Origin of the sequence: Luteolibacter algae, from assembly GCF_042683045.1 — a bacterium.
Taxonomy (GTDB): Bacteria; Verrucomicrobiota; Verrucomicrobiia; order Verrucomicrobiales; family Akkermansiaceae; genus Luteolibacter; species Luteolibacter algae.
Genome location: NZ_JBHUIT010000017.1, coordinates 22,356 through 40,891, shown reverse-complemented (window position 1 = coordinate 40,891; position 18,536 = coordinate 22,356). Strand labels below are relative to the sequence as shown.

General features: G+C 51.0%; 17 protein-coding genes. 9 read left to right on the top strand and 8 right to left on the bottom strand.

Annotated features, from left to right (window positions below):
- The first annotated feature begins 2 nt into the window (after nucleotides 1–2).
- The 3 genes from ACFSSA_RS09350 (at nucleotide 3) to ACFSSA_RS09340 (ending at nucleotide 1,891) form a co-directional block, all read left to right on the top strand.
- On the top strand, nucleotides 3–416 hold the full coding sequence (locus tag ACFSSA_RS09350; protein ID WP_386820175.1) for a hypothetical protein: 414 nt from the start codon (nucleotides 3–5) through the stop codon (nucleotides 414–416).
- 470 nt (nucleotides 417–886) lie between these two features.
- The gene (locus tag ACFSSA_RS09345; RefSeq protein ID WP_386820174.1) at nucleotides 887–1,156 is read left to right on the top strand and encodes a hypothetical protein; all 270 of its coding nucleotides are present in this window, start codon (nucleotides 887–889) and stop codon (nucleotides 1,154–1,156) included.
- Between the two features lie 48 nt (nucleotides 1,157–1,204).
- A complete protein-coding gene (locus ACFSSA_RS09340; protein WP_386820173.1) occupies nucleotides 1,205–1,891 on the top strand; it encodes a hypothetical protein in 687 nt (228 codons plus the stop codon).
- A 140-nt stretch (nucleotides 1,892–2,031) separates the two neighbouring features.
- Here the strand turns inward: ACFSSA_RS09340 and ACFSSA_RS09335 are convergent, their stop codons facing one another.
- Together ACFSSA_RS09335 and ACFSSA_RS09330 are read right to left on the bottom strand one after the other, a co-directional pair.
- Nucleotides 2,032–2,406 (bottom strand): hypothetical protein, encoded by a 375-nt coding sequence (locus ACFSSA_RS09335; protein WP_386820172.1) that lies wholly within the window; start codon nucleotides 2,404–2,406, stop codon nucleotides 2,032–2,034.
- A gap of 210 nt (nucleotides 2,407–2,616) precedes the next feature.
- On the bottom strand, nucleotides 2,617–2,889 hold the full coding sequence (locus ACFSSA_RS09330; RefSeq protein ID WP_386820171.1) for a helix-turn-helix domain-containing protein: 273 nt from the start codon (nucleotides 2,887–2,889) through the stop codon (nucleotides 2,617–2,619).
- A gap of 230 nt (nucleotides 2,890–3,119) precedes the next feature.
- On the opposite strand from ACFSSA_RS09330, the gene ACFSSA_RS09325 reads away from it, so the two are divergent.
- Nucleotides 3,120–3,338 carry a helix-turn-helix transcriptional regulator gene (locus ACFSSA_RS09325; protein WP_386820170.1) on the top strand — a complete coding sequence of 73 codons (219 nt, stop codon included), beginning with the start codon at nucleotides 3,120–3,122 and terminating at the stop codon, nucleotides 3,336–3,338.
- A 79-nt stretch (nucleotides 3,339–3,417) separates the two neighbouring features.
- Here ACFSSA_RS09325 and ACFSSA_RS09320 read toward each other — a convergent pair whose 3' ends face one another.
- The 5 genes from ACFSSA_RS09320 to ACFSSA_RS09300 form a co-directional block, all read right to left on the bottom strand.
- Nucleotides 3,418–4,179, bottom strand: a complete 762-nt coding sequence (locus ACFSSA_RS09320; RefSeq protein ID WP_386820169.1) for an HNH endonuclease — start codon at nucleotides 4,177–4,179, stop codon at nucleotides 3,418–3,420.
- Between the two features lie 168 nt (nucleotides 4,180–4,347).
- On the bottom strand, nucleotides 4,348–6,237 hold the full coding sequence (locus ACFSSA_RS09315; RefSeq protein ID WP_386820168.1) for a UvrD-helicase domain-containing protein: 1,890 nt from the start codon (nucleotides 6,235–6,237) through the stop codon (nucleotides 4,348–4,350).
- Nucleotides 6,234–8,471, bottom strand: a complete 2,238-nt coding sequence (locus ACFSSA_RS09310; RefSeq protein WP_386820167.1) for an ATP-dependent nuclease — start codon at nucleotides 8,469–8,471, stop codon at nucleotides 6,234–6,236. The genes ACFSSA_RS09315 and ACFSSA_RS09310 overlap by 4 nt, the downstream gene beginning before the upstream one ends.
- Before the next feature lie 207 nt (nucleotides 8,472–8,678).
- Nucleotides 8,679–9,941 (bottom strand): tyrosine-type recombinase/integrase, encoded by a 1,263-nt coding sequence (locus ACFSSA_RS09305; protein ID WP_386820166.1) that lies wholly within the window; start codon nucleotides 9,939–9,941, stop codon nucleotides 8,679–8,681.
- A 360-nt stretch (nucleotides 9,942–10,301) separates the two neighbouring features.
- Nucleotides 10,302–10,490, bottom strand: coding sequence for a helix-turn-helix domain-containing protein (locus ACFSSA_RS09300; RefSeq protein ID WP_386820448.1), 189 nt, complete (start codon nucleotides 10,488–10,490; stop codon nucleotides 10,302–10,304).
- A 196-nt stretch (nucleotides 10,491–10,686) separates the two neighbouring features.
- Here ACFSSA_RS09300 and ACFSSA_RS09295 point away from each other — a divergent pair, with 196 nt between their 5' ends.
- The 4 genes from ACFSSA_RS09295 (at nucleotide 10,687) to ACFSSA_RS09280 (ending at nucleotide 15,927) form a co-directional block, all read left to right on the top strand.
- Complete coding sequence (locus ACFSSA_RS09295; protein WP_386820165.1) at nucleotides 10,687–11,280, top strand: hypothetical protein; 594 nt, start codon at nucleotides 10,687–10,689, stop codon at nucleotides 11,278–11,280.
- On the top strand, nucleotides 11,270–12,211 hold the full coding sequence (locus ACFSSA_RS09290; RefSeq protein WP_386820164.1) for a nucleotidyl transferase AbiEii/AbiGii toxin family protein: 942 nt from the start codon (nucleotides 11,270–11,272) through the stop codon (nucleotides 12,209–12,211). Before ACFSSA_RS09295 ends, ACFSSA_RS09290 begins: the two co-directional genes overlap by 11 nt.
- A gap of 114 nt (nucleotides 12,212–12,325) precedes the next feature.
- Nucleotides 12,326–14,263, top strand: coding sequence for an AAA family ATPase (locus ACFSSA_RS09285; RefSeq protein WP_386820163.1), 1,938 nt, complete (start codon nucleotides 12,326–12,328; stop codon nucleotides 14,261–14,263).
- The gene (locus ACFSSA_RS09280) at nucleotides 14,260–15,927 is read left to right on the top strand and encodes a UvrD-helicase domain-containing protein (RefSeq protein WP_386820162.1); all 1,668 of its coding nucleotides are present in this window, start codon (nucleotides 14,260–14,262) and stop codon (nucleotides 15,925–15,927) included. The genes ACFSSA_RS09285 and ACFSSA_RS09280 overlap by 4 nt, the downstream gene beginning before the upstream one ends.
- Here ACFSSA_RS09280 and ACFSSA_RS09275 read toward each other — a convergent pair.
- Complete coding sequence (locus ACFSSA_RS09275) at nucleotides 15,858–17,138, bottom strand: tyrosine-type recombinase/integrase (RefSeq protein ID WP_386820161.1); 1,281 nt, start codon at nucleotides 17,136–17,138, stop codon at nucleotides 15,858–15,860. The two genes, ACFSSA_RS09280 and ACFSSA_RS09275, sit on opposite strands and share 70 nt — an antisense overlap.
- Before the next feature lie 464 nt (nucleotides 17,139–17,602).
- Here ACFSSA_RS09275 and ACFSSA_RS09270 point away from each other — a divergent pair, with 464 nt between their 5' ends.
- Nucleotides 17,603–18,079, top strand: a complete 477-nt coding sequence (locus ACFSSA_RS09270; RefSeq protein ID WP_386820160.1) for a hypothetical protein — start codon at nucleotides 17,603–17,605, stop codon at nucleotides 18,077–18,079.
- Nucleotides 18,080–18,536 lie beyond the last annotated feature (457 nt).

The window sequence follows — 18,536 nt, the reverse complement described above, 5'->3', positions numbered from 1 at the left end:
CCATGCCAAGTCAGCCCGGAGATATGCGCGTTCAAAAAATAGAAACCAAACTCAAACTTGCATTAGGCATGTCATTGCTGGAAATCACTGAAATTCCAGCCATGAAAGAAAATGCCGGCCAGGCAAATCGAGGTTCATACATTATAAATGTTGGGCCTCTCTCTTTCGGAAGCACAGACCCAAAAGATATTCTTAGAAAGTCTGTAGATATAGCTAACAAAATTGTAAATTTTTTAGCAAGCAGTAAAGAATGCGCCCATAGCCAATTTGGGCTGTCTATTTTTTCGGAACCAGGTGACCAAAGCAGCAGAGTCTACACAGGAACAATTGATCTAAACGAAACGGGTGTGGGCATAGACAATATACAAAAATCAAGGATGCCAGATCTAACAATAGATCCATCAACAAATTATTGAATCAGGAGGCATCATAATCTGAAAATCTATCTAGGCATTATTTGCAAGAAATAGAACGCTTCGGCAGCGTGCACGATGCGACCTTAAAAGGAACCCCATTGCCGCCAATTAGCGTTAGTCCGTGGTCGCATGGAGTCAGTGTATCTGAAATAATATTTAATTGGGGAAGATGATAAGAGAAAATAAAATTATTCCAGCATTTAACGCACTCCAGCAGCTATTCATATCGTCTCGTTGGATGGCAGGAAAGGGTCATGATCCGGAATCCGTATACGATCTGCTAGACGGCGCTGAATACCTGGCCGGATTAGCATCTCGAACCGAAGACGAAACCGACGAATTTGAGAGCTATCTCAAAATGATTTGTGAAAAACACAAATGCCATCAAGCACTAAGTGCATTCACCGAACGCGTGGATTAAATTGCACATAAAAAGCCCCACTAAAAGCGACTCAAATTGCCTAGCAGAAATGATCCACGCCCACGACAGCGAAAACGAATCCGACGAGGATGAAGAGGATGAGAACACCTCGGAATACCAGTGGTGTATGCACTGCGAACGAGCCTACAGGAGAGGCGAGCATCGCATGGTAGGCGACATTCCAATGTGCCCCTACCCGGACTGTGACGGTGATATCTTTATGGATGGATGGGACTGGGATCAGTTTCGCGAGCCTCTCCCACAATATCCGGAGGTTCCCGAACACGGCGTGAAGTATCCAATGTATCCCTCCAAGTGACAGGCCATCTCAACAGACCCCCCGAGTCTCCAAGACCACCCTCAGAAAATGGCGCGGCGCAATCAAATCGACGGAAGACTGATCGGATTTGTCCTCCTGCTGGCTCCCGTCGTTTGGCTTCACGACAAGATCGGAACCGCCGGAATTGCAATCGCGGTGGCCACCATCATCGCCATGGTTTTCTTTTGCTCGCAAAAGAAAACCACGGCCAAATCCACCCGGAGGCGAACCCGAAGTTCAACAAAAGGAACCATCCCGATACCCCAGGGCAATGCCGACGACATTCTAAAGGCATTGGATCGAATGGATATGACCGACTACCTCGGGCAGGCCGCCGAAGCGGGCAACAGGGCGAAGGTTGCGGCTGCCAACAAGGACTTCGATGGGGCTTGGCGGTTCTACCACGAACAGAAATCACTCTATCTCAAACATGCGGATCGCTCTGAATTCACCCGCGCCCAAACCATTGCCCTCGACGGCTCCGTCCACCGGAATCTCGCAAATCTGCTCCGCCTGGAAAACCGACATCTTGAAGCACTCGTGCATTTCCTCTACTGCTACGCGACTTCACCAAGACGAACCAAAACCGACGAGAAGCAAATTGACGCGTACGTCAACAGGGCGAAGCTCACGGTGGGCACCAACGAGGTGAAAGACTTCGTCGCAACACTCGGGACTCATCCCGATTTCAGAACCATCCAATCGACATGCGGTCGGTGGAAGTCAGAAACCTGATAACCAGCAAAGGTAGCTGGGCATTCGCCACGCTCTGTATCTCTTTGTATCTGGCGGGGGAAATGCCTTTCCCCCAACGCGAGCCACGATAGTGGCTCGCGTGCCCCCATTCTACCGGGCTCCGCCCGAACCCGAACATCTCAACAACCCAAGGAAGATGCACCGTTGTTGAGTGCTCTTTGCCTCCGTCTCGCGCCTGCGCCCGCCTCCCACTCAACAACCGTGCCCGCAATCACCTCGCCATTGGCCACTCGATCCCTAGCGCGGAATGCCTCCGCTTTGCTACGGCATACCGCCACAAGGATAACCCTCGAAACGATCCCCACCGGCTTGTGTGTTGAGCCTGTGGTAAGATTCGCTCGGAAAGCAGAAGGGTTGGCCGACCGACCCGCTGGAACCGTCTTGACCACGAGTTCGTCCGGTAGCCTGAGCCGCCCTTCTGCCGGGACCTGCGAGCCCGCGGCAAACACCACCAGGAGGCCCTGATCGCCGTCGCGAGAAAACTCCTCGTCCACATCAACACGACACTCAAAAACCACTCTGTTTCAACCACGTGAAAACATAGTTGCTACCGTGTCGCTGGATGCTAGCTCAAGTTTGGGTGAATCCCAACCAAAACTAAGCGTCCTACGGAGCGCCTCTAATCATATGCGCCGTAGCCGTCTCACCTACGACGATCATAACAGACCCAGAGCCGAAATCTCAACGGAAGCCCTTCCGAATCATCATCTACCAAGCTTTGTTTCCCTTAAAATCTCCAACTTGTCGAAACGGTATCGCCCACCAATGAGGTGAGCCGGAATCCTTCGCTCGGAGATCATCTGGTCAAGCGTCCGGCGACCGCAACCGAGCCATGCCGCAGCTTCAGCAACCGTTAGTAGGCGGTCATCCTTGGCAATCCTTTCGGCAATCGTGACAAGTTCAGAAGCGTGAGCCTTAAGCCCCGCCTCTTCCAAACTAATGGAAATCCTCAGAAGTTGAGTTGAGATCCGATTCATTGCCCGTCACAGGTTCTAAGGCAATTGATTTGCACGGCTTACCATCACCATTGTATGCGCCATCTGCGCTAAGAATGCCCGTATCAGTGCGTCGATTCTCTCCAAGAGCAGCCCAAACAAGGATGACGCTTCCTCGCGGTCTCATTCAATAGGATCGGCTTTGGCCACCCAGGACTCCCCTAGGTCACTCGGATGCACTATTCATTAACCTCCACCAACGGAGAAAATGAATGACGCAATCACACCCACCGCAAATGACAGGCTACCTTCGCCTGCCACAAGTCCTCGAAATCATCCCCGTCAGCCGAAGCACCTGGTATCGCGGGATTAAATCGGGACGCTACCCCCAATCCGTGAAATTGAGCACCAGAGCAGCCGGCTGGACCATCGAAGCCGTCAAAAATTGCGCCGCCGAGTTGGAGAGCAATTCATCGCCACCTTGGAATTGAACCCGTTCAATTCCGCAAGAATAAATCGGCCCTTTCCCCGCGACGCCAATCAAATCTCCCGAGACTCAAAGAAGGGTGGTCAAGGCTCAATCGCCGCAGTTTGCTGGATCGCTGCGGCGTTTGAAGTCAAAAACGCCAGAACCTCTTCCTGCGAATACATCGGCTTACGGGAGTGGATGAAGAAGTGGCAATTCGGACAAACGGGCAAAAGATCTTTCGTTGGATCTACAGCCCTTTCCCCCTTTGACTCCGAAATTTGATTTAGATGGTGCACATGAATCAAACCTTCACCTTGGCTCCCGAAGCGTTTCGAGAAATCGAAACCACAGAGCGCACATTGCGCGCCATTTGCCTGAATGCATTTCCTTCTCGCTTCGGGATTGCGTTCGATCTTGGTCAAGAAAACCGAGCGGCTTCGGCCTTCAACAAACACTTTCGGCACGACAGGAATACTGGGTTCATCTCCTGATTTCGATAATGGGAAATCGATAGCCCTAGTGTCACCACGCTTCTTGGTCAAATAGACAAATTTGGACAGAAGGTCCGTAGCAGAAACTCTCTCGGCATTCTTTACAGCAATATTCGCATTGCGCGACTGTTCCGCCTCCCCCGGGGTAATCTCCAGAAATAAAGACCCTTCATAACCAGCTTCCCTGACATCGTTCCCTATCGTGATGAGGCTGTAGAATGGCTCTCCGGTCACCACGCACATGTCGCACTTAGCTATCTCCGCGGCATCATCGTGGATTTTCTCCCTAGATACGAGCACGCTTCCGATCCCCAGCTTGACTAACTCAGAAGAGAATTTTTCTGCCCCACCCTCGAGTTTCTCCCGTAGCACCTTCTTGCCATCTTCCCATTCCTCCCAAGATTTCAAGTTTCTGTAGACCAGCGCTATTGAGCGTGGTTTGAGGGACTTGATTTCGGTAAATATTGAGCGGAGTTCAATCTGCATTGCCACTGGAGTCAGTTTTCGCGTCATAGATTTTTAAGATACAAAGATCCAATGTCATCCCTCGAAAGTCTTAATGCAGTTGCTGGGTACGTATTTCCTTTTCTCAACCACCTTCTTGGCCGCTTCTACATCGCTAGTGAAATACACCACTGCAAGATTCTTGGTGGCCCGGGAACAAGAAACATAGAAAAGCCTGCGAGTCCGCTCGATTACCGAATCCTTTCCCTGATTGATATTTTCCAGGTCTTTATTTGAAAGCGGCACGAGGCCGAAAAATTTGTCATAGGAGTATTGATTGTGGCTGCCCTCTTCGTCATCCAGAATTGTCAGGACGTGATCAAACTCGGCTCCTTTGATCCCGTGCTGAGTGGCGAATACTGACTGATCGTTCACATAGCGCTCATACCCCAATAGCTGCCTCGCAGGACATCCCAGAAATGCGGAAATTACCTGCCGCTCCTTCTCTGCCCCGTCCTCTGTGTCCTCGTCACCTTCTTCAGCTTGTTCCGTCGGAGCTGCCTCTCCTTCCACCGGAAGGTGCTCCGTCCAGCGACCATCAAGAGAGATGAGGCCACCGGCCAAGACTTGCTCGAGAAGTTCGCCAACAGTCACAGCGCTTCCATCAGCAAAGGCCGGAGCAAGCTTCGCCACTGATCCTTTGAGCGCACCGAGAAGGTCGGAAGGCCTTTCAACCGCATTTACCCCAATGAATGCCGGCGAATTGCGTCTGAGGAGTGCCATCGCTTCAAACCCTTCGCCGATCTCAATCGCCTTCAAAAGCGGAAGAAGGTAGGACAAAAACGGAGTCAGTGCCCACGATGTCCCGTCAGTAAATCCCTGCTTCAATCCGGAAGGTGGACTGTTGTCGTTGAAGGCGGCATATAGATCCGGGAATCCAAGACGATTCGCAGCCATCCGGTGGGCAATCACGAGGAGCTTCACGCCATCACCAGCAGCCGTGCCGCGCCATTGCGGATCGTGCTCTGCAAGCCACCCCACCACCCGCTCAAGTCTCGCGGATCGATCTCCCTGATTTGAAAGGATGAAGAATTGGGCAGATCCGTCCGACTCCCAATGTTCCCGGCCGGTGATCTGTTCAAGGGGATCACCTTCCAGGCGAATCTTGTTGATCACGTTGAGGACATTTGGAGGACAACGAAAGTTCTCAGGCTTATCGATCTGAACCCATCCCTCATCGACTGGGATCGCGCCAAGCCCAGTGGTATAGATTTTCTGCATCGGATCTCCAAAGAATCCCAGGCAAAATCGAGTCCTATGTTCCTCCCTCACCAGCTTCAGCACTTCGACAACCTCCTGAAGCGTATCCTGGCTCTCGTCCACGAACACAAATGGGAAACCTTGCGCGACCAAGGCACGCAACAGCGGCTTGGCTCGCAGTAGCTCTGGCACCATCTTGATGACATCGTCGTGTCCAAGGATTCCTTTTTTATAATTGCTTCCTGTTCCGTAGATGAACTGAGCTACACTATCCAACGCCTCCAGATGGCGTTGATATCGCACGATGTTCCGCTGCTCCTTGATCTTGGTGGCGGCGTGAGTCCTTGGCTTGTCTATCTTCTCTTGGGATTCGGCTATCTTCGCCGCTATTCGATCCGCCACCCAAAGCTTGATGTCCTTTTGGAACGACCTGATCAGCACCCACAGGAAACTGTGGATTGTCGAAACGTGGAAAAGCGGATCCTCCCCGACATCGTGCCAAATCTCATCTCGTGCCACCTCTGTGTAGGTGATGCAAGCCACCTGCTGACGCCTCTTGCGAAGCCCGGCACCATGCTTCTTCGCCAGATGGGCGAGAGCTTTGACCAAAGAGGTCGTCTTCCCTGACCCAGCTCCTGCGACAATCACGAAGCTCGATGCAGTATCGAGACACTCCCGCAGTTTCAGATCAGCTGCGGTGTCAGGTTTTGATGCTCTACTAGTCATGCCTCTTCCTCCGTCGTAACAGCTTCATCGTCCTCGGCACCTCCAGAATTGTCGGCTTCCACGGGCGGCATAATCTTCGATTCAAGCCACCGCAAGCCATCGTGGATGTACGAAGGGACTTCCCAAACTTCTTCCTTGTGCATCAAAGCCAGAGCGAAATCAGTTTTTCGGAACTTCTTTCCCCGAACCCGCTTTCCAATAGCCTCAGTAACCGCAATTAACCCCTTTTCCTGCGCCCGAGGAATTCGGAGCCCCAGATCCTTGTGCTGTTTATCCTGGCACCATTCCAGATTCTGAATTGCGAAAGATTCCTCCAAAGTTCTCCCAGTGACCTGTAGTTCTTCTGCATCTTCCTGCCCGTTCTGCTTCCATCGAGTCAAAGTTGAAGTCTGATAGACCACGTGAACCGAGGCTTGTGAATTCTCGTCCGGAAGCTGTGTCCTCTGATCAATTGTCACCGCGATCAGCTCGGCAATTGTGGTCTTGCCAGGAAGCCATTGCCTCAAGGTCTGATTGGAGGTCACCGCGCCGTCGAAATCCACCTTGCACCCACGTCCTCCACTGATCTTCTTGCCATGCGCGTCACAGACATCCGGTTCGACACTGTCGATATCGGTAATCAGGAGAGTGGTAATACCCAAGAATTCGATCAGCCGCTTGAATTTGAAGCCGAATGCCCCTCCAACTTCAAGAACGCTCAGGTAGCAACTACTAAGGCGCGGTGCTGCCTTGGCGATCATCAGAGGCAGCAGCAGCCTTTCGACGTTTCCTTCCACCAGAATTGCAGCATCAGCGAAAAAGATGTCGCAGTGAGTCAGCTTCAAATACCGGGCGAGGAAGTCGCGATCCGGCTCTGGAGCGTCTGCGTAGAACCGAGACAGGTTCACCACGTCGGTTAGCTGCCGGCGATCACCGTTCCCACGCCGGAAGTATCGGATGGGTGTAAATCCCCGCTCGTAGAGAATGTGTGAAGAGTGCGTTGTCACCACGAGCTGGCTCTTAAAACCGCCATCACCATCGGGGGCTTTGAGCAGCTCCAGAATCTCGCGGATGAAGACCTGCTGGAGCTGCGCGTGCATGTGCGCCTCCGGCTCCTCGATGAATACGAGGTGGAGGGGCGCGCGTTTCTGCTCCTCCCTCCTCCAGCCGGAATCAAAATCCAGAAGCTGCACCACCATGTAGATGAGGTTCTTGAATCCGAGCCCATTGCAATGGTCGGGAAGACTGAGTTCGGCACCCGCCGCCCCCGGTAAATCCAAACCGTAGTAGACCCGCGTTCCCTCATTGGAAGTGAGCAATGCGGTGGGATCAACGCTCGAACGGATCTCGATCTTCGGATTGTCGAGGCCGGGATACCCTAGCTTTTGCAGTTTCTCCAAGATTTCAACGAAGACCTTTTTGAGGTGAGTGTTCAGCTTGCTCTGTGAATCGGCGAGTGCGCCCAAGGCAGCAAAGTCGGCTTCAATCTTTTCAAGGTTTCGCTTGTAGTAGCCAGCCAGATGCTTCGAAAGATTCTCAGCCCGCCCTCCGGAATCCTCTGCGAGATTCCGCTGAGCACCAAGAAAGCTCACCTTCAGCAAGCCAGTCAATGTCACAGCGGCGCTTCCTTTGTCGCCAGTCATTCGGGCCGGCGTGTAGGCGTCATCCGTCTGTCGGAAATCCGCGTCGAATTTCGAATGATCGAGAACGAAATAACGGAACTCGAACTCTTGCGGCAATACGCGATCCAGATAATCGCTTAACGACTTCGGCCATGGTTGGTAGGCCTCCCGTTCAACAGTCGCCGGCTGAACGTGAAGTGCAGCTTTCGCCTTCGCCTGACGGTAGGCATCCAACATAGTTGCCGGATCAGAAGGAGCGAACTCAATTCTGACGCCAACAAGCGAACCTTCCCAGTCTAGGCTTGGCAGGAAATTCATTACCTGGTGCAAATCCGGCTCATCGACGCTGAACCAGAGATCCATCGACATTGTCGGACACACGGGATGCGGTTCTTCTCCTTCTGTTGCAAAGTTGAAGTCACCGTAAGCGTCGAAAGCAGACCAAGATTCAACGCTGAAATCGTGAAACGCAATCCGGGTTTTGCTACCCGCTAAGAAAAGCTGGAGAGCCTGCGTTGCAGAAGTCTTTCCGCTATTATTTGCACCGACAAAAATCGAAATCTCGGAATCGAAATCGATCAGGACGTCCTTTAGACGGCGGAAATTCCTTATTCTTACACAGTTCAGGTTCATTGGCTCGGCCTCCGAATACAGGTTTGGGACCCGAAAGACCAGCTCCCTCAACGCATCTTAGACAAATTCCTAGCAAACTTCTACAACTCATTCATTTTGCGAGGCTTCCAACACATTTTCCCGTCTCCCTTGCCGGTCTACTGGTCAAACTGGAAACCCCTACCACGAATTGTAAGCCCCCTCATCACCACCTTGGAATTGACTAGTTCAATTCAGGAAAGGCGAAGCCGTGAATCCCTGAAACGCCGTCCCCGTCACCGGGGATCTCGTCGCAATGGAGAATTCAACAGCGGCCTTCCCTCGACTCTCGATAAAGTCTGCCCACCACTGCATCATAAATCGCCGCTCCGGCAAATACTCAGCCCGGTTGTATGCCGCACGCACTCCGTTCCGCTCCATATGGGCAAGCTGGCGCTCGATGGCGTCGCGATTGAATCCATGCTCATTGAGAGTGGTTGAGAACATGGAACGGAATCCGTGTCCTACCACCTTTCCCTTGTAACCCATCCGCCTGATCATGGAATTGATCGTGTTTTCGCTCATGATCGCGTGAACCCTACCCTGCTGACTTGGGAACAGCCATGGCCCATTTCCGGTCATTGCTCGCAACTGCTCAAGCAGGCTGATCACCTGGCTCGAAAGCGGAACAATATGCTCTTCGCGCATTTTCATCATTTCGGCGGGAATCCGCCACTCTCCCGCCTCAAGATCAACGTCCTCCCAGCGACTATGACGCAATTCGCCCGACCTCACGGCGGTCATGAGCAGCGTCCTAAAGGCGATTTTGTTTTGCTCACTGGTGTTGAGTTTGTCCAGCTCACCCAAGAACGATGGAAGCTCTCTCGCCTTCAACGCAGGAAAGTGCGTTTCTCGATAGGGCTTCAAAGCTCCGCGCAAATTCAGAGCCGGGTTGTGTTCCAATCGTCCCGTGACAATGCCGAACCGGAAAATGGCACTGCAAATTTTGAGAATTCTTACGCAGGTGTCAGTCACGCCGGTAGCCTCGATTTTCTGAATCACCCAAAGAAGCTCCATCGGCTTGATCTCGGAAATCGGTCTTTTCCCCAGATCGGGGAAGACGTGGATTTCCAGTCGTCTCCAGGTTCGATCCGCGTGACGCGGCGTCCACACTACCTTGTTTCGATTGAGCCACTCCTCAGCCACCGCAAAGAATGTATTTCTATGTTGATAAGTGACCAGCATCTTCTGCTGCAGCTTATGCGAGGAAGGATCGATAAAATCTCGAAGCAACCGTTGTGCATCGATCTTTCTATCCCGCGCCTCGACGAGCGAGACCTCTGGGTATTTGCCAATTGAAAGCACCTTAGCCTTTCCAGCGAAGGCATACCGGAATTGCCAGTATTTCGATCCGTTCGCATGGACGAGAAGATACAGACCGTCTCCATCGTTCAGCTTGATCGCTTTTCCATTGCTATTCACCTTCCGAATTTTCGTTTCATTTAAAATCATTTATTCCATCCTATGCTGGCATTGTAACATAGGTGGATTTTTTACCCCAATTTTTACCCGGAAAAAGCATGGGTAAAAGTGAGATTCAATGAGACGCTTTGAAATTTCTCTGGATTCAACTCGCTCTCTGAGACGCAGGAAAGGAGCGGGTTTGCGGGATTTATTGAGACGATTTGATACGTTAAGAAATCTTAACGATGGAGGCCGAGGGCGGTACCATACCAACCCATAAAGTTTCTCTTGATACCTTAGTGTGTCACTGCGTCCCACTCTTCAATATTTTTTATAGCCGACAACCTACCTGGGATTTTACCTCAATTTTTACCCACCAAAATATTGCGCGCAATTTCGCCCCATTCTCTAGCGCCTAGGCTCGAGGACAACTTCCAAACCAAGGTTCCTCAGTACCGACAAAGTCTTCCCCAACTGGCAAGATTCTTTCCCATTTTCAAGATCGCTGATGAAGCGCACTCCCGTTCCCGATACCATCGCCAGCTCAGCTTGATTCACCCCAAGTATTTTTCGTTGGGCTCTGATCTTTTCTCCCATTGTCGTTGGCGTCATAATCCCTCCATCTTTTTATTCCCGTTCGGGAACATTACCACAAAATCAGCACTCATTCTACCACTTTATTCCCGAGCGGGAACATTACACCGATACCAAAAAGGCAATCTGCATGGATTTTCAATGAATTTTCTTGCGTTTTTGTTCCCTCTGTGCTACTCTAATTTAAAGGAGATTGATCATGAACGCCTTACAAAATTTGAAAGACCACCTACAGCGGGGCAAAGTCTACCGCCGTGATGACCTGTCCAAGTGGTCAACCGCAGTCGACAGACACCTCAAGGCACTGGTCAAATCTGGGGATTTGAACAAGCTTTCGGGCGGACTGTATTACCATCCAAAGCAAACCGCCTTTGGAAGCGCTCCGGCGGCGGACGAAGAACTGGTGGCCGCCTTCCTAAAGGATGACCGCTTTTTGCTCACCTCCCCTAACGACTACAATGCGCTGGGTGTCGGCTCCACGCAACTTTACAACGAGACAGTCGTTTACAACCACAAGCGCCACGGACGATTTTCACTCGGTGGTCGGATATTTGATTTTCGCATGAAGCCCAGCTTTCCGAAATCTGTCAGCAAGGAATTCCTGCTGGTTGATTTGGTCAACAATCTTGATCGCCTCGCAGAGGAGAAAACTGCCGTTCTTGATCGAGTCAAGAAACTAGCGGCTAACCTAGACAACAATCGCCTATTGGAGGCATCTCGTCACTACGGCTTGGTGAGGACAAAAAAATTCTTCGCAGCTTTGACCGAAGGAGCTTCATCACATGCCGCTTGATTACCTCCACAATCACAAGGACTTTGCCGACCTACTGCGAATCGTCGGAGCCGAAATGAGCATCGATCCAGTGCTCGTCGAGAAAGACTATTGGATCATGCATTGCCTCCATGGCCTTCAGCAACTGGGGATGAATTTCGAACTCAAAGGCGGAACCTCCCTTTCCAAGGGCTTCAGAATCATCAATCGCTTCTCTGAGGATATCGACATCCGGATTGATCCACCTGAAGAGCTGAAGGTTAGCACAGGACGAAATCACGACAAGCCAGCCCAAGTCGAAAGCAGAAAGCGCTTTTATGATTGGCTTGCCGAGACGATCAAAATCGACGGAATAATCAGCATTGAACGCGACACTACTTTTGACGATGCGAAATATCGCAGTGGCGGCATTCGGCTCAATTACAAAGAGGTCAACGGGACAAAAGCGGATCTCAAACAAGGAGTTCTTCTGGAGGTCGGGTTTGATGATGTCACGCCGAATATTCCACAGGACATAAGCTCATGGGCATACGATTACGCAGCCGAAAAAGTGGAGATTATTGACAATCGCGCCAACGGAGTGTTGTGCTACAATCCAGGCTACACGCTTGTTGAAAAGCTTCAGACCATTTCAACCAAATTTCGGAAGCAGCAGGAATCAGGAGAGTTCCCTGTCAATTTCATGCGCCATTACTACGACGTCTATTGCCTGCTTGAAGTACCGAGCGTGATAGAGTTTATCGGTTCCGACGAATACAAGGCGCACAAGGATCGCCGTTTCCGATCAGAAAATCCCGATATCACGAAAAACGAAGCATTCCTGCTCAACGCCACCCAAACTCGAAACGATTACGAGAGGGCATACGAGGCCACAAAATCCCTCTACTACCAAGACCGACCTAGCCTCGTACAGATACTTTCAAGGATCATGGAATATGCGAAACAGCTCTAATCGACCATACGATTTTCTATTCATCAAGAATTCCGGATGCCTTTTCGGTGGGAATGTCCTATCCCCTACCCCAAGATGCATAAGGAATAATTCCACAGAAGGACTCCCCCTGAAATGAAGCTACAAAAACTCCGAATATCAAATTTTCAGTCGTTCGGCCCGGACACTGTAGAACTAGATTTTAATGATCTCACATTTTTGATTGGCCCAAATGGTACTGGGAAGACTGCGGCCCTTCAAGCCCTATGCCGCATGTTTGCGTTCGAGCCCAATCTGAGACGAATTCACAAGTCTGATTTCCACGTTCCAGTGAACGAAACCACGGAGACAGCACCTGAGGAAAGGACGCTCTCGATCGAAGCCGAATTCTTGTTTCCAGAACTACACGCGCCCTCACCCACCAGTCCCGCGATCCCGCCGAGTTTTGCGCATATGCGGATGAACCGCGACGCAAACGATTGTCGGATTCGGTTCCGTCTCAAAGCCACTCAGTATGCGAATGACGAAATCGAACAAGAACTCACTTACGTTTTGGAGGTGGATGAAAACGATGAGCCCATCGAAGAAGCAAAGGTTCCCCGTTCGGACAGACATCATATACAGCTTCACTACTTGCCGGCCCGGCGCGATCCGTCCGATCACATCGCTTACACCGCGAACTCTCTTCTCGGACGAGTTCTACGTGCCATCGACTGGAAGGACGAGAAGGCAGGCATCAAGGAACTTGCCGGATCCGCTAGCAACGCACTGTCTCAAAACGGCTCGGTTCAGGCCATCGATTCCCACTTGGACAAAAAATGGGAGAAACTTCATAAGGGCGGCTTTTTTAAATCTCCCAAGGTTGCGTTCGGAAGCGGGGAAATTGATTCCCTACTCAAGCTCCTGTCGCTCTCTTTCTCTCCCGGTCATGGGGTGGATGCCGTTGACTTCTCACGCCTGAGCGACGGTCAGAAGTCGATGCTCTATTTATCCCTAGTTCTGTCGGTGCAAGCCATCGGGCATGACGCGATCATGGGAAAAAGCGATTTGTTCGACGCCGACAAACTCCAACCCGCGACCTTCACGATGATCGCCATGGAAGAGCCAGAAAACAGCCTGTCACCACATTACCTTGGACGGGTTGTGACACTTCTCTCCGATTTCACAAAACAAGAGAATACTCAGGCCGTAATTGCCACCCATGCACCAAGCATGCTCAAGCGGATTCCACCCGAATCAATCAGGTATCTTCGCCTTAATCCGGCAAGGCAAACGACGATCAGCAAGATCACTCTCCCGAAAAAGAACGACGAAGCCTACAAGTTCGTAAGAGAAGCTGTTCAGTCATATCCAGAACTCTACTTCTCGCGTCTGATTATCCTTGGAGAAGGAGACAGCGAAGAAATCGTTCTTCCTCGCCTTCTCCGGAGCATCGGAATCAATTTAGATGAAGCATCCACCTCAATCGTCCCATTGGGAGGTCGCCATGTAAACCACTTCTGGCGACTGCTTCATGCTCTCGGAATACCGTTCGTCACTCTCCTGGATCTTGACCTAGGGAGACATGAGGGCGGCTGGGGCCGGGTAAGGTATGCGCTTAATCAGCTCTTGAATTACCCTTTTGTTTCAATCGAACACAATGAAAAACAAATTAATACTCTCCCAAAGTGGAATGACTCGAGGCGCCTTCTGGAGGATGAGAAAGGACAGAAGGCGCTGGCCTATCTGAGGGAACGGATGGTCTTCTTCTCCTCCCCCCTAGACTTGGATTTCTGCATGCTGGAAACATTCCCCTCCGCATTTGGAGTCGACCTCGATCTGGAATACGCACCAGAGGACGAAACCATCAAGGCGGTACTGGGAAAATCTGCGCACAATGACGAACAGTATAGTGATGATCAAAAGCGGCTCTTTCTGGAATATCACCGGTTGTTCAAACTGGGGAGCAAGCCTGCGACCCATCTGGATGCTCTCTCCAATCTGAGCGACCACGACCTTGCATCGGGAATGCCCGAATCCCTCTCGCTCCTGGTGAAGGCGGCGGCCCAACAACTCAAGGACCAGCCAGAATGATTCCGACCGATCTATGGACACCGGCGGACGGGTTGATTCTCGAACCGAACGCTGAGAGAGCAGTAAGGGAATCATCGGAAAACCTAGCACTGACTGCGGGTCCAGGAGCAGGAAAGACAGAGATGCTCGCACAACGGGCTGACTTTCTGCTCAGAACCGGAACCTGTCGCTATCCACACCGAATTCTCGCCATCTCTTTCAAAACTGATGCCTGTAGGAATCTGAAGGAGCGGGTTTCCCGACGATGTGGCCCCGCTCTTTCGGTTAGGTTTGACAGTTACACCTTCCATGGATTCGCAAAGAGAATCATTGATCGCTTTCGGCCAGCTCTTACCGGAAGGGATCGACTGGATCACGACTACACTATAGGAACAGAAAGAATAGAAGGAAGGCAGATTACGTTCGGTGACTTGATTCCCCTCGCGACCCAGATCGTCGAGAACTCAAAAATCGCTAGGAACGCGATTCAATTAACATACCGCGATGTCTTTCTGGATGAATTCCAGGATTGCACCGACTCTCAGTATGAGCTGATAAAAGCCATCTTCCTCGATACTCAAATACGCCTGACAGCGGTTGGAGACACCAAGCAGCGCATCATGGGATGGGCAGGGGCGCTTGATGGCATCTTCCAAACCTTCGCCTCTGACTTCAATGCGACCGGCTTGAACATGTATCGAAATTTCCGTTCCAAACCACGCCTTTTGCGACTACAGAATGAGATCATCAAGATCTTGGATCCAGCCTCCGTGATGCCACCCGACCAGTTGCAGGGCGGAGCCGGAGAAATTCACATCCTTAATTTTGAAAATAGCCAGGAAGAAGCTGAGGTGTTGGCACTAATGATTGCAAGCTGGATCGAAACGGAAAAAATTCCTTTGGGCGAAATCGCTATTCTCGTTTCGAAGCAAGCTGAACTGTACACCGACAAGCTGGTCGTCGCATTGGAGTCCCACGATATCCCAATTCGCAACGAAAGCCAATTGCAAGACCCGTTGAGCGAGCCTCTGACACGTCTCATCGTCGACTACCTTCTCGTGGTCTTCGGGAGCCGCCAGCCTGCAGGTTACATACGTTTGATGAACCAGATATTGGAGATCGATTTCGACGACCTCGATCTGGCGGATGAATTGAAGCAGAAGAACGATTGGAACCGCTTCTTTCAAAGCGAACGCAAGTTGGTTGAACTCGATGGAGGAGCCAAAGCAAGTTTTGAAACTGTCTGGAGTCTCATCGAGAAGTTCATAAAACGCATCGGACGCAGGAAGATTGTCGCGTTGTCACCCGAGTATGAATCAACTTTCCGTCGAAAGCAGGTTTTCCGAGAGGCTAAAGAGATAATCAGGAAGTCCCTTGCGATGGAGTCTAACATCGAGGAAGCAATCGGACACTTGACCGATGATCAGGCCGTTAAGGTACTGACCATCCACAAGAGCAAGGGCCTCGAGTTCGACACAGTGATCATTCTGGGCGTTGAAAACCAAAATTTTTGGGGAACACACGATGAAAAGCTTTGCGCATTCTTCGTGGGCGTTTCCCGAGCCAAAAAACGGCTTGTGATGACATGCTCCAGCGAACGTCCGCGACCCGATGGTCATACCGGGACATGGCATAAGTTCAGGGAACCGCAGGAAGAGTTTCTCGGATTTGCCGAAGGAATTTGAGCACTCGTTGCTCTCGGTAAAACTTCGTAATTCTGCTGAGTTTTTTCACCAATAAAGTCTGCCCACCACTGCATCATGAATCGCCGCTCCGGTAAATACTCAGCCCGATTGTAGGCCGCACGCACTCCATTCCGCTCCATATGGGCAAGCTGGCGTTCGATGGCGTCGCGGTTGAAGCCGTGCTCGTTGAGGATGGTCGAGAACATGGAACGGAATCCGTGTCCGACCACCCTTCCCTTGTATCCCATTCGCCTGATCATGGAATTGATCGTGTTTTCGCTCATGATCGCGTGAACCCTACCCTGCTGGCTTGGGAACATCCATGGCCCATTTCCGGTCATTGCTCGCAACTGCTCAAGCAGGGCGATCACCTGACTTGAAAGCGGAACAATATGCTCTTCGCGCATTTTCATCATTTCGGCGGGAATCCGCCACTCTCCCGCCTCAAGATCAACGTCCTCCCAGCGACCATGACGCAGTTCACCCGACCTCACGGCGGTCATGAGCAGCGTCTTGAAGGCAATTTTATTTTGCTCACTGGTGTTGAGTTTGTCCAACTCACCCAAGAACGATGGAAGCTCTCTGGCCTTCAACGCAGGAAAGTGCCTTTCACGATAGGGTTTCAAAGCTCCCCGCAAATTCAGGGCCGGATTATGTTCCAATCGCCCCGTGACGATGCCGAACCGGAAGACGGCACTGCAAATCTTCAGAATTCTCACGCAGGTATCAGTCACGCCGGTCGCCTCGACTTTCTGTATCATCCAAAGAACCTCCATCGGCTTGATCTCAGAAATCGGCCTTTTCCCCAATTCGGGAAATACGTGGATTTCCAATCGTCTCCAAGTTCGCTTCGCATGAAGCGGTGTCCAAACTGCTCTATTTCTATTGAGCCACTCCTCAGCCACCGCGAAAAATGTGTTTCTCTGTTGATAGGCGACTAGCATCTTCTTCTGTTGCTTATGCGAGGAAGGATCGACTAAGTCTCGAAGCAACCTCTGTGCCTCGATCTTTCTATCCCGCGCCTCGGCGAGCGAGACCTCAGGGTATTTGCCGATCGAAAGCACCTTTGCCTTCCCGGCAAAGGAATACCGGAATTGCCAATACCTAGAACCATTGGCATGAAGAAGAAGATACAGGCCCGCGCCGTCATTCAGCTTGATCGACTTCCCATCGGTTTTCGCTTTACGTATTTTTGATTCATTCAATATCATATTCCCATCCTATTCGGATAGCCTAACATATGATGGAAATTTTTACCCCAATTTTTACCCAGAAAAAGCATGGGTAAAAGTGAGATCCAATGAGACGCTTTGAGATTTTCTGGGATTCGACCTCCTTCGTGAGATCCAGTCCCAGCAAAGGTTTGCGGGATTTCTTGAGACGATTTAAAACGTTAAGAAATCTTAAGAATGGAGGCCGAGGGCGGAATCATCTCCCGCCGCAACCTATTGTTATTTATAAACATTTTTTTAACCTCATTCCGTTTTACCCCAATTTTTACCCACAACAGAACGATTTCTCACGACCAGTAACAGAAAGGCCACACCCCCACGCGAAACAAAACCTCCGATTGCAGTCTTCCGTATGTCCCCACGTCTAAGTATTTATTAATTCAAATTAATTATACTTAATATGAACGAACCAATGGGAGGGTCACATGATTGAAAACAACAATTTGAACACAAGAAAAGAAACCCCAATCGACGAAACCGAAGATGATCTCTGCCGGGCACTCTGGATCGCGGTCGCTATCCAGGCCATCATCGATGCGAGCAGCAAAAGCCGCAAAAAGTCCGCCATCAAGGAAAGAAGCCGCGCACTGCAATGGCTATCCGACAATTCCGATGAGGAAAGCGATCTTGCATGGGTTTGTGATCTTGCCGGAATCGATTTCAGGGAACTCAGGAAACGTTTCAAAAAGTCACTTCGCAATCCGGACGAATCGATTGACTTCCGCTGCTTGAAAAAGGCAGGAATCGAGAATCGCGGCACTGAATCGAGAAAGCGCTATTTCGCAAGAGCCCGAAAGAATGCGCGTATCAGACAGGAACGAACCGCTACTCAAACCGAAGCAGACAAACAGGTTCGCGTCATTTCTCCATATTGTGAATTGAAGGATGCTCCTCAGCTAAAAGCGAAGCGGGCTTCGTGAGGCCGGAACTCGATAATCAGCATCAACGCCCCCCCGAGTTGAATTGCCCCTTGTTCAGAAGTCTTAGCAACTCGGTATCAAGAAGGGCAAAATTGCGGAATATCAATCCGGTTGCCGTCTTGAATAAACACTCCCAATGAACGGCTATGGATCTGGAGGCTGATTGTCGAAAACCTCCACCCAAAGCTTGCCGTTTGCTCGGAGTTCAACAACCAGGATTGGAAGGGCGTCTGATCTTCGGACATCGGAAAGCATGCTTTCTTTTTTCCATGCGACGCGCGATGTCATTTTGCTGGAGAAAAGACTTTCCCCACGGCCTATTGCGTGCGGCCTTCCCGATTCTACCGAGGATGCCTCCCCTAACCCACCACCCACCGCGCCACGCAGATCATGGCCGTGAACGCCTCCCGTTCCTTGGTCGCTCCCATCCATGAACTGCTTTGGCCTGCCGCGAATT

Coding starts and splice junctions, on each gene's coding strand:
- ACFSSA_RS09350 (WP_386820175.1), top strand. CDS start 3: ATGCCAAGTCAGCCCGGAGATATGCGCGTTCAAAAAATAGAAACCAAA.
- ACFSSA_RS09345 (WP_386820174.1), top strand. CDS start 887: ATGATCCACGCCCACGACAGCGAAAACGAATCCGACGAGGATGAAGAG.
- ACFSSA_RS09340 (WP_386820173.1), top strand. CDS start 1,205: ATGGCGCGGCGCAATCAAATCGACGGAAGACTGATCGGATTTGTCCTC.
- ACFSSA_RS09330 (WP_386820171.1), bottom strand. CDS start 2,889: ATGAATCGGATCTCAACTCAACTTCTGAGGATTTCCATTAGTTTGGAA.
- ACFSSA_RS09325 (WP_386820170.1), top strand. CDS start 3,120: ATGACGCAATCACACCCACCGCAAATGACAGGCTACCTTCGCCTGCCA.
- ACFSSA_RS09315 (WP_386820168.1), bottom strand. CDS start 6,237: ATGACTAGTAGAGCATCAAAACCTGACACCGCAGCTGATCTGAAACTG.
- ACFSSA_RS09310 (WP_386820167.1), bottom strand. CDS start 8,471: ATGAACCTGAACTGTGTAAGAATAAGGAATTTCCGCCGTCTAAAGGAC.
- ACFSSA_RS09305 (WP_386820166.1), bottom strand. CDS start 9,941: ATGATTTTAAATGAAACGAAAATTCGGAAGGTGAATAGCAATGGAAAA.
- ACFSSA_RS09300 (WP_386820448.1), bottom strand. CDS start 10,490: ATGGGAGAAAAGATCAGAGCCCAACGAAAAATACTTGGGGTGAATCAA.
- ACFSSA_RS09295 (WP_386820165.1), top strand. CDS start 10,687: ATGAACGCCTTACAAAATTTGAAAGACCACCTACAGCGGGGCAAAGTC.
- ACFSSA_RS09290 (WP_386820164.1), top strand. CDS start 11,270: ATGCCGCTTGATTACCTCCACAATCACAAGGACTTTGCCGACCTACTG.
- ACFSSA_RS09285 (WP_386820163.1), top strand. CDS start 12,326: ATGAAGCTACAAAAACTCCGAATATCAAATTTTCAGTCGTTCGGCCCG.
- ACFSSA_RS09280 (WP_386820162.1), top strand. CDS start 14,260: ATGATTCCGACCGATCTATGGACACCGGCGGACGGGTTGATTCTCGAA.
- ACFSSA_RS09275 (WP_386820161.1), bottom strand. CDS start 17,138: ATGATATTGAATGAATCAAAAATACGTAAAGCGAAAACCGATGGGAAG.